This is a genomic window from Parachitinimonas caeni, assembly GCF_030129945.1.
Lineage (GTDB): Bacteria > Pseudomonadota > Gammaproteobacteria > Burkholderiales > Chitinimonadaceae > Parachitinimonas > Parachitinimonas caeni.
Window position 1 is genome coordinate 1 of sequence record NZ_JARRAF010000012.1, and the last position, 13,246, is coordinate 13,246.

A 13,246-nucleotide genomic window follows, 5' to 3' on the forward strand; every position below is an offset into this window, starting at 1 on the left:
GGGGCAGGGCGTCGTTAGGGTTCGTTTATTTAGCTCGCTAAACTGCACTTACCCTGCCTAGCCCTGCCCCAAAACTCGACCCGGCGCGACCGGAAACAAAACGTCAACAGAGCCTAGCAGCCTGTCGGACTTTCGATGCGCGGGCGGAATTCGCAGCCAGCTACCCGCTGGCACGGCATCTCTACATGGCTTGAGGCCCGTCGCCAATCAGCTGTGCTGGGGCTGAAAGGGGCGTCGCTCGCTTGGGCGATAAAGCGGCTGGTTTGCGAAAGCGCATGCGATAGGCCGTGGGAGAGAGGCCTAGTGCCTCACGAAAAGCTGAGCGGAACGTCTCGGGCGAACGAAAGCCACAACGCTCAGCGATGCGGTCGGGCGATTCATCGCTGCTCTCCAGCAGATCGCGGGCTCGCCGCAGGCGTTCTTGTCGCAGCCAGTCTTTGGGGGACATGCCGGTGGCGTCGCTGAATCGGCGCAGAAAGGTACGTTCACTCATCGCGGCACGACTGGCCAGTTCTCGTACGCCAAATGGTTCGTTCAGATGCTGGCGTACCCATTCAAGCAAGGGGGCGAGATCTGCCCGCGAGGTCTGAGGCACCGGCGCTGGGATGAACTGCGCCTGACCTCCGCTGCGTTGTGGGGCCATCACCAGTCGTCGCGCTACGCTATTGGTGACGCGGGCACCAAAATCACGTTCCACCAGATGCAGGCAGGCATCCAGGCCCGCCACGCTACCGGCCGAAGTAATCAGCTGGCCGTTGTCGATATACAGCACGTCCGGGTCAACGCTGATTTGCGGATAGCGTTGCGCCAGAACTTCCGCGTGATACCAATGGGTGGTCGCGTGGAGTCCATCCAGCAAGCCGGTGGCAGCCAGCACGAATACCCCGGAACAAATGGTCAGGATGCGTGCGCCCCGTGCGTGGGCTGCTTTCAGCGCCTGCAGCAATGCAGCAGGGGGCGGCTCGTCGCGATGGCGCCAGCCAGGAATGACCACTGTTTGCGCCTGTTCCAGCAATTCCAGGCCTCCATCCACCTCAACCCGGATACCCCCCATCGCCCGTAGTGGCATGGGATCGACGCTGGCAACGACACAGCGGTACCAAGGGAAGTCAAATTCGGGGCGCGGCAAGGCGAAGACCTCAATGGCGATGCCAAATTCGAAAGTACAGAGCCCGTCATAAGCCAGGACGACGACCAGCCCAGGCCCGGCGGTTGGAGAGGAAGTAAGTGTCATTGGCGAATATCCACCGCATGTTGTCTTATCCGCCACTTTAGCGCGAATCCCTGGGGCGATACAGTGACGTTCGTCATTGTTTTCATTAGGAGTCACGCCATGCCCAGCCTTGTCAGTCTGACCCCCGCCGCCAGCCGGCAGGCAGCTATTGCCCACTTTTCCGCCCGTCTGGCCTTTGAGACGGATTGCTCCGATGTCCATGCCTGTCAACAGCAGGGGACTGCCGATTTCATTCTGGTCGATGCGCGCGGGCCAGAAGCGTATGCCGCTGGCCACGTACCGGGCGCGATCAATATCCCACACCGGCAGATGACGGCTGAATTCATGGCAGCGTACCCGGCCGATACGCTGTTCGTGGTCTACTGTGCCGGCCCTCACTGCAATGGCGTGCATAAGGCGGCACTCAAACTGGCACAACTGGGTTTTGCCGTGAAGGAAATGATTGGCGGCGTGACGGGTTGGCTCGATGAAGGTTTGAGCCTGACTGGCGATGCGGCCGACTCGCGCCAGGATGGCATTGCCTGTGCCTGCTGAGTTGCCAGCGGGCATCATCGGTGATCCGACGCGACCGTAAACCTTACGTCAACAGAACCTAGTCCAAACGGTGGATTTTGCGACGGACAACGCAGCTTGAAGGGGGCTGGGCAAAGTGTCCCGAGTGATCCTCCAAGCCGGTTGGCGTGGCAACGCGATCCACAAAAATGCGTCAACACGGCCTAGAATGCCGGGCTGCCTGACCGTTGCATCCTGCGATGGTCGGCAGACCCACCCGGCAAGGCAAGCTCATGACACTCTTTCAGTTGATCGGTGGTTTTGTCCGCCAGCACTGGCGGCCCTATCTACTGTCAGCCTTGATGCTGGCAGGTATCGCTTCTCTCAATGTATTGATCCCTCGCAAGGTGGGCGCCATGGTGGATGGTCTGGTGGCAGCCAAGCTTACCGGCCCGGCGCTGTGGTGGCAGCTCGCCAGCATTGTGGCCATGGGGGGGCTGATCTATCTGTTCCGGGTTGGCTGGCGTCTTCAGCTGTTTTCGGCTTCCTACCAGCTGGGGGTGCAACTGCGCAGCCGCTTTTATCAGCGGCTGGCCATGCAGGGCCCCGGCTTCTTTCAGAAGAGTCGCACCGGTGACCTGATGGCCCTGGCAACCAACGATGTGGATGCCGTGGAAATGGCGCTGGGCGAAGGTCTGCTGGCGGGCTTCGATGGCTTGCTGACGCTGCTGCTGGTGCTGGCCATGATGTCGCTGGGCGTGGACTGGCGGCTGACGCTGGTTGCGCTGCTGCCTTTTCCGCTGATGGGGATGGCTTACAAGTACATCTCGACCAAGGTGCATCTGGCCAGCCGTGATGCCCTGGCGCGCTTTTCCGACCTTAACGACCATGTGCAGGAAACCCTGAGTGGGGTGCGCACCGTGCGTGCCCTGGGCCTGGAACGACGTACGGCTGCCGAGTTTGCCGGGCTGACTGAGCGGGCGGCTCAGGCCAGCCTGAACGCCCAGCGCTGGGAGGCCGCATTCGAGCCGGTGGTGGGCGTGGCCATGACGACAGCGGTGGTGCTGACACTGGCGGTTGGCGGCTATTTCGTCTGGCATGGCAGCCTGACTATCGGCAAGCTCACCAGCTTCAGCATGTATCTGGGTTTGCTGGTCTGGCCGATGTTTGCATCCGGCTGGGTAATCTCGCTGATCGAACGCGGGCGCGCCGCCTGGGAGCGTATTCAGCCCATCCTGAACGAGCCGCTGTCGATCGACGACCACGGCACGCTGGCACCGGTGGTGCCTGGGGTGTTGGCGATGCAGGCTGTGCAGTTCAGCTATCCCGGTCAGCAAGGCCATGCCGTCAGCGGGGTTTCGCTAACGGTGGCGCCAGGGCAGACGCTAGGGATCGTCGGTCCCACCGGTGCGGGCAAATCCACCCTGGTTCGCCTGCTGTTGCGCCAATACGCGCCGCAATCCGGTCGGCTGCACTGGAATGGCCACGCTCTTGAAGATTATCAGCTCGAAGCGCTGCACCAGGCGATGGCCTGGGTGCCGCAAGAGTCGTTTCTGTTCAGCGCCTCGGTAGCCGACAATATTGCGCTGGGCAAGCCGGGCGCCAGCCGGCAGGAAATCGAGAGCGTCGCCCGTCTGGCGTCGGTGCACGATGACATTCTGCGCTTGCCCAAAGGCTATGACACACCTGTTGGTGAGCGCGGCGTCACCCTTTCGGGTGGGCAGCGACAGCGAGTGGCCATTGCTCGCGCGCTGTTGGCCGATGCGCCTTTGCTGCTGCTGGATGACGCGCTGTCTGCCGTCGATACCGAAACCGAGACCCGTATTCTTGGCAACCTGCGCGAGGCACGGCGGGGGCGTACCGTCATCATCATCAGCCACCGTCTGTCCGCCGTTATGGATGCGGACCAGATCCTGGTATTACGCGAAGGGCAGATTACCGAAGCTGGCCAGCACGAAGCCCTGGTAGCGCTGGATGGCTGGTATGCCAGCCAGTGGCGCTATCAGCAACTGGAGGCCAGCCTGGATGCGCTCTGATGCCATTATGAAAGTCGGCGCATATTCCTGCGCCACCACAGTAACAGACCGGGGGAACGGGCAATGGACTCATTAGCCCTGCTTCTGGTTGTCAGCGGCGCCTTGCTGCATGCCTTATGGAACCTGGCAGCCAAAAGAGCCTCGGCAGGTGGCGCCGGTTTTGTCTGGACCACCTGCCTGATCAGCGTGCTGGCTTCCTCGCCGCTGGCCTGGTGGGAGTGGCAACAACATTCGCAGGCGCTCAACTGGCAGGTTGGGCTGGCCATGACCTTGAGTGCCATTCTGCATGTTGTGTATTCACTGGTCCTGCAGCGCGGCTACCGCGAAAGCGACTTCTCGATTGTCTACCCGATCGCCCGTGGTTCCGGTCCCATGCTGTCGTTGGTGGGGGCGGTGCTGGTGCTGCATGAATGGCCAAGCCCGTTAGGGATGGTTGGCATCCTGGCGGTTGTCGGTGGGGTGTTTGTGGTGGCAGGGGCGGGCAAGCTGTTTCGCCAGCACGAACCCAAGTTGCGGGCGGGTTTGATGTGGGGCGGCATTACCGGGCTGTTCATTGCGGCCTACACCGTGCTCGATGGCTGGGCGATCAAGACGTTGAAGGTGCCGCCGCTGTTCTACTATGCGTCCAGCCTGTTCATCCGCATTCTGCTACTGATGCCCGTGGCACTGAAAGCCCGGCAGGTTCTGGTCGCGCACTGGCACCGTTACTGGCGCGAGGCCCTGGTCATCGGTCTGCTGTCGCCGGCGGCCTATACGCTGGTGCTGTATGCCATGCAACGGGCACCGCTCAGTTACGTCGCGCCTACGCGTGAGCTGTCGATGCTGCTGGGCACCGCCATGGCCGCACAGCTGTTGAAAGAAGAAGATCTGTATAGCCGGCTGGCGGGGGCGGGATTGATGGTAGTAGGCGTCGTACTGATCGCCTTTGCCTGAAAACCAGTACAAACTGGCTGCGCGGCCGTGATCCGGAGTCGGGCAGTGCTCGGAATCCTCATGTATCACTCATACATTCCGGTTCCTGCGCGCTGTCCTCCCCCGGCTGACGATCGCTCGCTCAGTTTGTGGAGAGGTTGCGCGGCCGTGATCCGGGGTCGGGCAGTGAGCCCTGCATGGCGGCGTTCTAGGCTCGCTATGCTTGCCAAGAACTGCCGTCATCGGAATCCTCATGTATCACTCATACATTCCGGTTCCTGCGCGCTGTCCTCCCCAGGCTGACGACTGCGCGCGCAGTTTGCTGAGCAGTTTCTGCGCTTTACCGGTGGTACGCCCTTGGCGCCAATCAAAACCAAGTAAACAGGATATTCCATGACCCACCCAAGCCCCCCTAACGACAAACGCCAAGCCATCCAGCTGCTGAGCCGGGCGGCTGCGCCGGAGTCTCGCCATCTATGGCTGGGTCTGGCCTGGTTGTTGGTGGCAGCTGGACTGGAAGCACTCGGGCCGGTCCTGAGCCGCCACTTCATCGACGACCATCTGCTGCCTCGCCAACTGGATTGGCCGTCGCTGATCCTGTTGCTAGGTGGAGGGTTGGTCACGGGCTGGATTGCGACAGGTTTGCGCTATCTGCAACTGGTCCGGCTGGCTGGCGTCGCCATGCGCTCGGTACGTCGCCTGCGGGCAGAGGTCTATGACCACGTCCTGCGACTGCCGATGGCGTTTTTCGACAAAGCCATCACCGGTCAGCTGGTGAGCCGAGTGACCAACGACACTGAGGCGGTGAAAGCGCTCTATGTGCAGGTGCTGTTCATCCTGCTCGATAGCTGCATCGTATTGCTGGGTGCCTTGGGTGCGATGGCCTGGCTGGACCTGCGGCTGATGCTGATCGTATCGGTGCTGGTACCGGCTGTCGTCGTCATCGTCTGGTTCTATCAGCGCTGGAGCGGTCCGGCCGTGGCCCGCGCCCGCGAGCTGCGTAGTGATATCAATGCCCAGATCAGCGAGAGCATCGCCGGCATGAACGTGCTGCAGGCCGCCAATGCGGAAGGCCGCTTCAGCCAGCGCTTTCTCGATACCAACCAGGCCCACTACACCGCCCGCATGGCTGAATTGCGCGCCAATGCCTGGCTGTTGCGGCCTGCACTCGATCTTCTGAATGTCACGCTGCTCGCCATCGTCATCTTTGTGTTTGGCCTGCGTGAGCTGAGCGGGATGGAAGTCGGCATTCTGTACGCCTTCGTCAGCTATATGGGGCGCGTGGTCGAGCCGCTGATCCAGATCACCATGCAGTTCAGCATGCTGCAGCAGTCGGTCGCCGCTGCGGCCCGTGTCAACGCATTACTCCAGGAAACGACGGCCGATGCCGCTCAGGGCCAGGCCCGCATTGGCAACGGCGCGGTGCAGATTTGCGATCTGAGCTTTGGCTATAGCCCCGAAACCCCGGTGATCCACGACCTTAGCCTGCAGATTCCGGCTGGCAGCTTTTACGGGGTGGTGGGGCATACCGGTAGCGGTAAATCCACCTTGCTATCGCTGTTGCTGCGCTTCTACACGGCACAGTCCGGGCGCATCGAAATCGACGGTGTAGCGCTGAACGAGATTGCCGAAGAGACCTTTCGCTCCCAGATCGGGCTGGTGCCACAAGACCCCTTCCTGCTGGCAGCCAGCGCTCGCGAGAATATTGATATGGGGCGCGGGTTGAGCGATATCGAGATCGAAACCGCTGCCAAGGCCGCTCGCTGTCACGACTTCATCCTGGCGCTGGAGCAGGGCTATGCCACGCCCCTGGGTGAAGGGGGGGCCAAGCTCTCTGTGGGTCAGAAGCAGCTGCTGGCGATCGCGCGGGCATTGGCTGGCAAGCCGCGCATCCTGTTTCTGGATGAGGCCACGGCGCATATCGATAGCGAGACCGAGCAGATCGTGCAGCAAGCCCTCAACGCCTTGCGAGGCAACGTTACGTTGATTGCGATTGCCCATCGGCTTTCCACCATCCGCGACGCAGACCGCATCATTGTGCTCAACCACGGCCGGATTGCCGAAGAGGGTAATCATGAAGGCTTGATGGCGATAGACCGGGGGATTTATCAGCGGCTGTATCTGTTGCAGCAACTGGGGGATTAGGTTGGTTTGTCAGGCAATTTGTTAGGAGCCGGTGAACTGTTTTGTTGGTAATCGTTACATACAATCCAGTTAACAGAATTGCCATCTGGCTATAGAAATCGCACTTAACACTTTGAACCAAGGAAATTCCAAATGTCCTTTCCCTCTGTATTTACTGAAGTTATGGGTCACTTCGCCAAAGCGTTTGGCCTTGAGGCACTGACGCCTGAAGCCGATGGCGCTTGTCAGGTGGTGATTGATGATTCGGTCGTCATCAATTTTGGCTGGAACCCGGCGAATGAGAATCTCGTATTGTTTTCGCCGGTTGGCACCCTTGCTGACGGCAGCCGGGCCGAGGTGATGGCAGCTATGCTCAAAGCCAATCTGTTTTGGAAGGAAACAGGCGGCGCTACGCTGGCTCTGGATAGCAGCGGCAGCGTTGCCGTTCTCAACTATCAGCATCCGGTAGCAAGGCTCGACGAGTCTACAACTCGCGAGCTGGCGCAATGGTTTTTTGATACCACTAACGACTGGACCAGCCGCCTGCGGGATATCCAGTCTGGTGCGGGCGCCAGCGCGGCGCCACACGCAGAGCTGAACCAATATGGCCGCACCCTCGGCATGGACTTCGCCATGCAGTTTCGCGCGTAAGGGGCACGGCAATGACGATTCAGCTCAATACCTTTGTCAATACCGCTCAGGCACATGAAAACGCCCCCCGTTTGACCAAGAGTGGGGATGACGCCATCTCCCATAACTCCGGGACCTTCTTTAAGCGCAACGCCACATTGCAGGCTGAAAACGGCACCATCCGTTCCGAGTTTGGTTCTGCGATTCAGAGAGAATTTACGGCGCCGATTGCGGATCAGGTATTTCCGTCCCGTGCGGATTTGCATCCTGACCACAGCCGGCCACTTTCCTCGGCCTCGGTCAAGCAAGTTACCAAAGAGGCGATTACGGAAGGGGTGGCGCAAGCCAGAACTCAGGCAATGGCCGATGCGAACGATGCGCCGATTGGCGACCGTGGCAACTGGAAGCTTTCAGTGCGGGAAGCGCGTGCCTTGAACGACCGGCCCAATGTACTGGGAATGACCGGCCAGAACCGTACGGAAATGGCCAACGGCATCGTCGGGGCTTATCGGGCTTCAGGCGAAATGGCGATAGACCAAACCGCAACCCACCTGACCAGTAGCTTGGTGGCTGCCGATGTGGCCAAGGTGCAGCTGGTTAACGACACGATTACCCAGTTGCGCCAAGACAATCGCTTTCCTGATGGCGACCGGGCGCGGGTATACGAAAGTTTCCTTAAAGATGCCTTGTTGAATGTGGTGGATAGCGTGTCTGCTGCCGACCAGCGGGATGGTTGCCCGCTGCTGGCAAGAGTGGGTGCGCAACTAGCCAAGCAGATGGACGGCGTGGTGGCTGGCGCCTTGCTCAATAAGGCGGGGCAGAGCCAGCAAGAGGTCGTCAATACGATACAGCAAGACCCCAAAGCATTTTTCTCGGCCAACCTGAACACCTTCCACCTGCTGCAGAACAATGTGGTGGGCTTTGCCCGGAATATCAACGAGGTGTTGGGCAGGGTCCAGACAGATCGCAATGATATTGCAGCGACCTTCCTTGGCAATGCCGATAACGCCGCGATTACCGATATTCACATCACCGGTAGCGATCCACACCACGGCGGCCAGAAGGTGCTGATCCTGACTTTTGCTCATGGCGAGAATGGCGAGGATGCCAGCAAGGTTGTCTACAAGCCGCGCGATTGCCGGGTGGATGCCAAATTGGTGGGCACGCCCAATGTGGGTGGAAATGGCCAGTCGGTTGTGGGCTTGCTCAATGAACAGCTGGGGGAAGAGCATGCGCTCCCCACTTATAGCTACCTGCTTAAATCAGAAGACGACCACCACTATGGCTACAGCCAGTTTCTTGATCATCAGGCGGCCGATTATCAGCTGAACGAGCAGGGTGAGGTTGATCGCTACTACAGCGATATGGGCAAGCTGGGCGCGGTGGCGCATCTGTTCGGCGCGACCGATCTGCATCAGGGCAATGTGATTGTTTCGGGCGGCCGGCCGTATCTGACTGATCTCGAGATTTCCTTCAGCAAGAGCCTGGGGCCGAGGAACGATGGTTCGCTACCGTCAATCGGTGCAACCGGGTTTGACCGGGCGTTGACCTCACGCACGGAAAACGACTACATCGTGCCCTACGGACTGGATGAGAACGGCAGAATCACGCCGCGCGGCAACGTCGAGACCAATTCCACTGCCAACTTTGTCGAGTTGAATGGGCATCCCGTCGCCTGGAATGCACAGAGCAAGGCCAGTTTTGCGACCGGCTATAACCAGGTGCTTGATAACTTTGCCAATGCCGACAATAACCAGGCTCTGCAAGATCTGACTGCCGAGTTCAATGATATGCATGTGCGTTATCACCCGGTTGCGACGATGGCCCAGCTGCAGAAGCTCGAGAACAGCAAACTCAACTCCGATAGGACACCCGATAATGCGGTCAATTCTCAATTCCTGCAGGGTGACAAGGATGCCTTGTTTGATGTGAACGGTATGGAAGGGGTATTTGGCGCCACCATGAAGAGCGATTTCATGATTGGCGATGTGGCCTATTACTCCCGTGCTTTGGGCGACGGCGAGACGGTTTATCACCATGACCGTGATGGTGCTCATGAGGTCAACCAAGGCGACCAACATCCCTATGGCTATGACGGCCTGGCGGTAGCCACCGCCAAGATTCAGTCACTTACCACAGAGGACGGTTTGGCAGACATGCGGCAGCTGGGTACTGACTTTACCCGGTGATGACGACTTGCTCTGATCCAGGTGTTGGGTTCCACCAGAATCCAACACCTGGAAAACTAACAGCGACACATTGCAAAGCGGCGCCGGTGGGCGTCGTTTTTTTGGCATGCATCAAGGGCCATTCGCGGCAAACGGCGGCTGGTATCCAGAAATGCCATTACCTTTTTATGGCAAGTTTTTGATAAATAAAAGTTTAATAGTTCTGGGGCATTCGGTAATCGGCTTGAAAGAGAGTGAACTCTTTTATAGTGATCGTTACAACTACATCAGTTAACGAATTAGCCATCAGGCCATAGAAATTTCACTTATCTCTTTGTTATTAAACGCTATGACTATTTCCAGCATCAGCTCGCCATTTCTTCCTGCGACCACTGCTCCCAATGTGCCAGATACCCCGGTAGCGGTCGTTTCCCATGATGGCCCCCTGGCCAAACGGGACGTGCAGGCTGCCAGCCCTCGCTCCGGCCTGTGGGCGCGCCTCTCCTCTGCGATCCAGCGCAATATGCCGGGACGCTCGCTGCTTGATCGGGAGCTGACCAGCGACGGCAAGCCGAATCCGACCAGTGGTTTTCGCTTCAGCATGATCAAGGATCGTCTGATTCATCTCGGCGTGCGCATGTCGCTTGGCACCGTGCGTGACTCAGTGTCTCGCCACGGTGGTCAGGTCAATTTCAAGTTTGCGCAAACCAAAGGCACTTTTCTGGACGAGATCATGAAGCACAGCGAGACGGCTGGCGGGGTGTGTGAGTCCATCTCGGCGCACTGGATCAGCAGTCATGCCAAAGGCGAGCGTTTGTTCGACAAACTCTATACCGGTGGGCAGAAAGGGCAGTTCCAGATTGATACGCTGGTATCGGTCAAACAGCTGCAAATGGATGGCATGAAAGAGGATGTGGATCAGTCACGGGTCACGCACGACTGGCTCAAAGACCGGCAGCTAGTGCCCAGGATGAATAAATTTGGTTACCCCATTCCGCCGGCTTTGGGAGAAACCGGAGCCCAGGGGCCGGCGCGCCTGGTTGCAGCGATTCTGGATACGCAGGGCGATGGCTCGGGATACAAAAAGATCAGCCTCATGGGCAAGATGGCGGCGCACACGGTTGCTGCGCATGTCGATGAACAGCATGGCGTCACCTTTTTCGACCCCAACTTCGGCGAATTCCATTTCCCCAATAAAGAGAGCTTTTCAAACTGGTTTACCGAGTCATTCTGGTCGGGTTCGAAATACAACCTGGAAATCGGTTTGGGCCAGAAGTATGAGGTTCAAAGTTTCAGGAGGGCTGAAGCATGAGCCCACTGACTTATCACGAGCTGGTCGAAGGGCTGCTGAGCCGTTTGGGTGTCAGTGCAGCGCCCAATGAAGATGATGTGTACACGCTGGAGGTCGATGGGCGCCTGCAGGTGCTGATCGGCTGCTATCAGGAGCAATGGCTGCAGTTGTATTGCGAACTGGGGCCGGATATTGCGCAGAGTGACAATCTGTTCGGCGCGCAGTGGCCAGCCCATGTGCAGGGCACGCTCGATGGTCAGGCGATTCTTTGGTCACAGCAATGTTTGTCGAACCTGGATCAGCCGTCTCTGGAGTCCTGGCTTGAGCGCTTTATTGATGATGCCGAGCTGCGGATGCAGTCCTCCAATACAAAAGTCTCAACCCCACCTGAGCCATCAGGGGCCGGTTCGGGATTGTTACAGCGGGCTTGAAAATCCTGAATAGACACAAGGCCGCCAGCGTGAGCTGCGCGGCCTTGTTGTTGGAGTGGGGTGGCGCTGGCGGGATACGTCAGTAGCGCTGTTTGCTCAGCGCCAGTGGCCGCGCCAACTGTAGTAGCCGCCGTAATAACCGCCCCGATAACGGCCGTGGTGCCAGCCTCGGTCGTAGTGATAGCTGCCAAGAATCCCCAGGCCCATTCCCAATGCAACGCCCCAGCCAAATGATGAGCTGCTGCGGCGATCTTCTACGATGACACTCGGGCTGTAAGTTTCGTAGCGATAGGTAATGCTGGGGCTGCTGGTTTCGTAGTAGGTGGTGACGGGGCTGCTATAGACCCGGACCGGCTCTTCATACACCCGGCTGGTTTCGCGATAGACGACACGCGGTGCAACGACATGGCGGATCCAGCGTGACTCGACCCATTCCTCCAGCGTGTCATTGCCGTCGCGATACCGCACCAGACAGCGGTCGCCAGCTGCATTATTGCTGAGGGCCGAGGCCTCGACCCAACGGCCTTTCCATTCAACTTCCAGACGTTCACCCGGCTCGCAGACATCGGCAAAGGCGGTGCTACTCAGGCTGCCCAGCAGGGCCAGACCAAGCACCGGCAGGATTCTTGTATTCATGCGCATCCCCTGTTTTCGATTGAAAACACACAGTTATCTACTTGGATGGTAGCGCGAGGGATTGGTTCTGTCGCCTGTCGCAAACCGCATCAGCTCGCGCTGAAGCGGCGCCGCAGCCAGCGCACTGGTCCTCCCAGCAGGGGTAGTTGCTGCCACAGTTCTTCAGCCGGGTCCCAGTAATCCCGATGCAGGACGATGCGGCCATCTGCGGCAAACCGCAGCTGGCTGGCACCGCGCATGCATAGCTGGCGGCCCCGCACCCCGCAATGAAAATCCCAGGTGACGAAAGCCTGCTCGGTATTGGCCAGCTGGTCGATGATGACAAAGCGGGGGCCGTCGGTATGGCTGAACATATGCTCGAAAATCTGCTGGATGGCGGCAATACCCGTCACGTCGTTGAAGGGGTCTTTGAAACGGGCGTCTGGCGTATAGAACTGCCCTATCTGCTGCAGGCTGGTCGGGCTGAGCTGGCTATACCAGTCGAGTAAGGCGTCGAGCGAGTTCATGTCAGATGCAGAAGTTGGTTCATCAAGGCAAAGCGCCAACGATACGGTAGCAGGCTGGCCCATTTCATGGGTCGGGTAAAGCGCTTGGGAAAGTCGATTTCAAACCGGCCTTGTGCCAGACCTTGCACGATGGCGCTGGCGGCTTGCTCCGGTGTTTGCAGGGCTGGCATATGAAACTGGTTCCGGGCGGTCAGCGGGGTGCGCACAAATCCTGGGTTGACCAGATAAATGCCCAGTCCCTTCGGATGCAGATCGGCGTACAGCAGCTCGGCCAGATTGATCAGTGCTGCCTTGGTTGGGCCATAGACGCTGGCATTGGGCAGGCCCATGTAGCCGGCAACACTGGCAATCAGGACGAGGCTGCCGGACTGTTGCGCCAGCAAGGTCGGCAGAATGACTTCCAGACCGTAGTAAATGCTGGTGAGATTGACTTCGATGGTTTGGCGCGCACTGCAGCCTTCAACCTGCCAGGAGCGTTCCTGCTGGTAGCTGGCGGCGCAGAACACCACCATGTCCAGTTGTGACCACTGCTCGATGATCTGGCGATGGGTGGCGTGCCAATGGCCGGCAATGCTGACGTCCATCGGCAGAATCAAGGCATCCGGTAGCGCCCTGGCCGTATACAGCAGGGCATCGCGGTTGCGGGCAGACAGCGCCAGTCGGGCGCCCTGTCGCCCCAGATGCTGGGCCAGCGCCGCGCCGATGCCTGTCGAGCTGCCGACAATCCAGACGCGGCGACCGCGCCAGTCCGTGAGTTTGGGGTTGAGTGAGCGGAACCACATGATG

Annotated in this window: 12 protein-coding genes and 2 other RNA genes; 10 read left to right on the forward strand and 4 right to left on the reverse strand. The window is 59.1% G+C overall.

What is annotated here, in order from left to right; genetic code table 11:
- Positions 1-181: 181 nt before the first annotated feature.
- On the reverse strand, positions 182-1,234 hold the full coding sequence (ftrA, locus tag PZA18_RS11710; RefSeq protein WP_284101031.1) for a transcriptional regulator FtrA: 1,053 nt from the start codon (positions 1,232-1,234) through the stop codon (positions 182-184).
- Between the two features lie 99 nt (positions 1,235-1,333).
- Between ftrA and PZA18_RS11715 the strand changes: the two genes are divergently transcribed.
- The 10 genes from PZA18_RS11715 (at position 1,334) to PZA18_RS11760 (ending at position 11,318) form a co-directional block, all read left to right on the forward strand.
- Positions 1,334-1,768, forward strand: coding sequence for a rhodanese-like domain-containing protein (locus PZA18_RS11715; protein WP_284101032.1), 435 nt, complete (start codon positions 1,334-1,336; stop codon positions 1,766-1,768).
- 251 nt (positions 1,769-2,019) lie between these two features.
- Entirely contained in the window at positions 2,020-3,762 is a 1,743-nt protein-coding gene (locus PZA18_RS11720) for an ABC transporter transmembrane domain-containing protein (RefSeq protein WP_284101033.1), read from the forward strand.
- Between the two features lie 63 nt (positions 3,763-3,825).
- Entirely contained in the window at positions 3,826-4,695 is an 870-nt protein-coding gene (locus PZA18_RS11725) for a DMT family transporter (RefSeq protein WP_284101034.1), read from the forward strand.
- A 60-nt stretch (positions 4,696-4,755) separates the two neighbouring features.
- Positions 4,756-4,849, forward strand: a non-coding RNA gene (locus PZA18_RS11730) — sX9 sRNA.
- A 78-nt stretch (positions 4,850-4,927) separates the two neighbouring features.
- A non-coding RNA gene (locus tag PZA18_RS11735) (sX9 sRNA) lies at positions 4,928-5,003 on the forward strand.
- A 64-nt stretch (positions 5,004-5,067) separates the two neighbouring features.
- Positions 5,068-6,819, forward strand: coding sequence for an ABC transporter ATP-binding protein (locus tag PZA18_RS11740; protein WP_284101035.1), 1,752 nt, complete (start codon positions 5,068-5,070; stop codon positions 6,817-6,819).
- Positions 6,820-6,951: 132 nt separating this feature from the next.
- Positions 6,952-7,449, forward strand: coding sequence for a type III secretion system chaperone (locus tag PZA18_RS11745; protein ID WP_284101036.1), 498 nt, complete (start codon positions 6,952-6,954; stop codon positions 7,447-7,449).
- A gap of 11 nt (positions 7,450-7,460) precedes the next feature.
- On the forward strand, positions 7,461-9,617 hold the full coding sequence (locus PZA18_RS11750) for a DUF4135 domain-containing protein (protein ID WP_284101037.1): 2,157 nt from the start codon (positions 7,461-7,463) through the stop codon (positions 9,615-9,617).
- 328 nt (positions 9,618-9,945) lie between these two features.
- Positions 9,946-10,908, forward strand: a complete 963-nt coding sequence (locus PZA18_RS11755; protein ID WP_284101038.1) for a YopT-type cysteine protease domain-containing protein — start codon at positions 9,946-9,948, stop codon at positions 10,906-10,908.
- Entirely contained in the window at positions 10,905-11,318 is a 414-nt protein-coding gene (locus PZA18_RS11760; RefSeq protein ID WP_284101039.1) for a CesT family type III secretion system chaperone, read from the forward strand. The genes PZA18_RS11755 and PZA18_RS11760 overlap by 4 nt, the downstream gene beginning before the upstream one ends.
- 96 nt (positions 11,319-11,414) lie before the next feature.
- On the opposite strand, the gene PZA18_RS11765 is transcribed toward PZA18_RS11760, so the two are convergent.
- The 3 genes from PZA18_RS11765 to PZA18_RS11775 all read right to left on the reverse strand — a co-directional run bounded on the left by PZA18_RS11765 (position 11,415) and on the right by PZA18_RS11775 (position 13,242).
- Positions 11,415-11,954, reverse strand: coding sequence for an agenet domain-containing protein (locus PZA18_RS11765; protein ID WP_284101040.1), 540 nt, complete (start codon positions 11,952-11,954; stop codon positions 11,415-11,417).
- An 89-nt stretch (positions 11,955-12,043) separates the two neighbouring features.
- On the reverse strand, positions 12,044-12,460 hold the full coding sequence (locus tag PZA18_RS11770) for a nuclear transport factor 2 family protein (RefSeq protein ID WP_284101041.1): 417 nt from the start codon (positions 12,458-12,460) through the stop codon (positions 12,044-12,046).
- The gene (locus PZA18_RS11775; RefSeq protein WP_284101042.1) at positions 12,457-13,242 is read right to left on the reverse strand and encodes an SDR family NAD(P)-dependent oxidoreductase; all 786 of its coding nucleotides are present in this window, start codon (positions 13,240-13,242) and stop codon (positions 12,457-12,459) included. The genes PZA18_RS11770 and PZA18_RS11775 overlap by 4 nt, the downstream gene beginning before the upstream one ends.
- Positions 13,243-13,246 lie beyond the last annotated feature (4 nt).

Bases quoted from the DNA above. Each gene is read 5' to 3' on its own strand.
- ftrA (WP_284101031.1), bottom strand. From the start codon at position 1,234: ATGACACTTACTTCCTCTCCAACCGCCGGGCCTGGGCTGGTCGTCGTC.
- PZA18_RS11715 (WP_284101032.1), top strand. From the start codon at position 1,334: ATGCCCAGCCTTGTCAGTCTGACCCCCGCCGCCAGCCGGCAGGCAGCT.
- PZA18_RS11720 (WP_284101033.1), top strand. From the start codon at position 2,020: ATGACACTCTTTCAGTTGATCGGTGGTTTTGTCCGCCAGCACTGGCGG.
- PZA18_RS11725 (WP_284101034.1), top strand. From the start codon at position 3,826: ATGGACTCATTAGCCCTGCTTCTGGTTGTCAGCGGCGCCTTGCTGCAT.
- PZA18_RS11740 (WP_284101035.1), top strand. From the start codon at position 5,068: ATGACCCACCCAAGCCCCCCTAACGACAAACGCCAAGCCATCCAGCTG.
- PZA18_RS11745 (WP_284101036.1), top strand. From the start codon at position 6,952: ATGTCCTTTCCCTCTGTATTTACTGAAGTTATGGGTCACTTCGCCAAA.
- PZA18_RS11750 (WP_284101037.1), top strand. From the start codon at position 7,461: ATGACGATTCAGCTCAATACCTTTGTCAATACCGCTCAGGCACATGAA.
- PZA18_RS11755 (WP_284101038.1), top strand. From the start codon at position 9,946: ATGACTATTTCCAGCATCAGCTCGCCATTTCTTCCTGCGACCACTGCT.
- PZA18_RS11760 (WP_284101039.1), top strand. From the start codon at position 10,905: ATGAGCCCACTGACTTATCACGAGCTGGTCGAAGGGCTGCTGAGCCGT.
- PZA18_RS11765 (WP_284101040.1), bottom strand. From the start codon at position 11,954: ATGAATACAAGAATCCTGCCGGTGCTTGGTCTGGCCCTGCTGGGCAGC.
- PZA18_RS11770 (WP_284101041.1), bottom strand. From the start codon at position 12,460: ATGAACTCGCTCGACGCCTTACTCGACTGGTATAGCCAGCTCAGCCCG.
- PZA18_RS11775 (WP_284101042.1), bottom strand. From the start codon at position 13,242: ATGTGGTTCCGCTCACTCAACCCCAAACTCACGGACTGGCGCGGTCGC.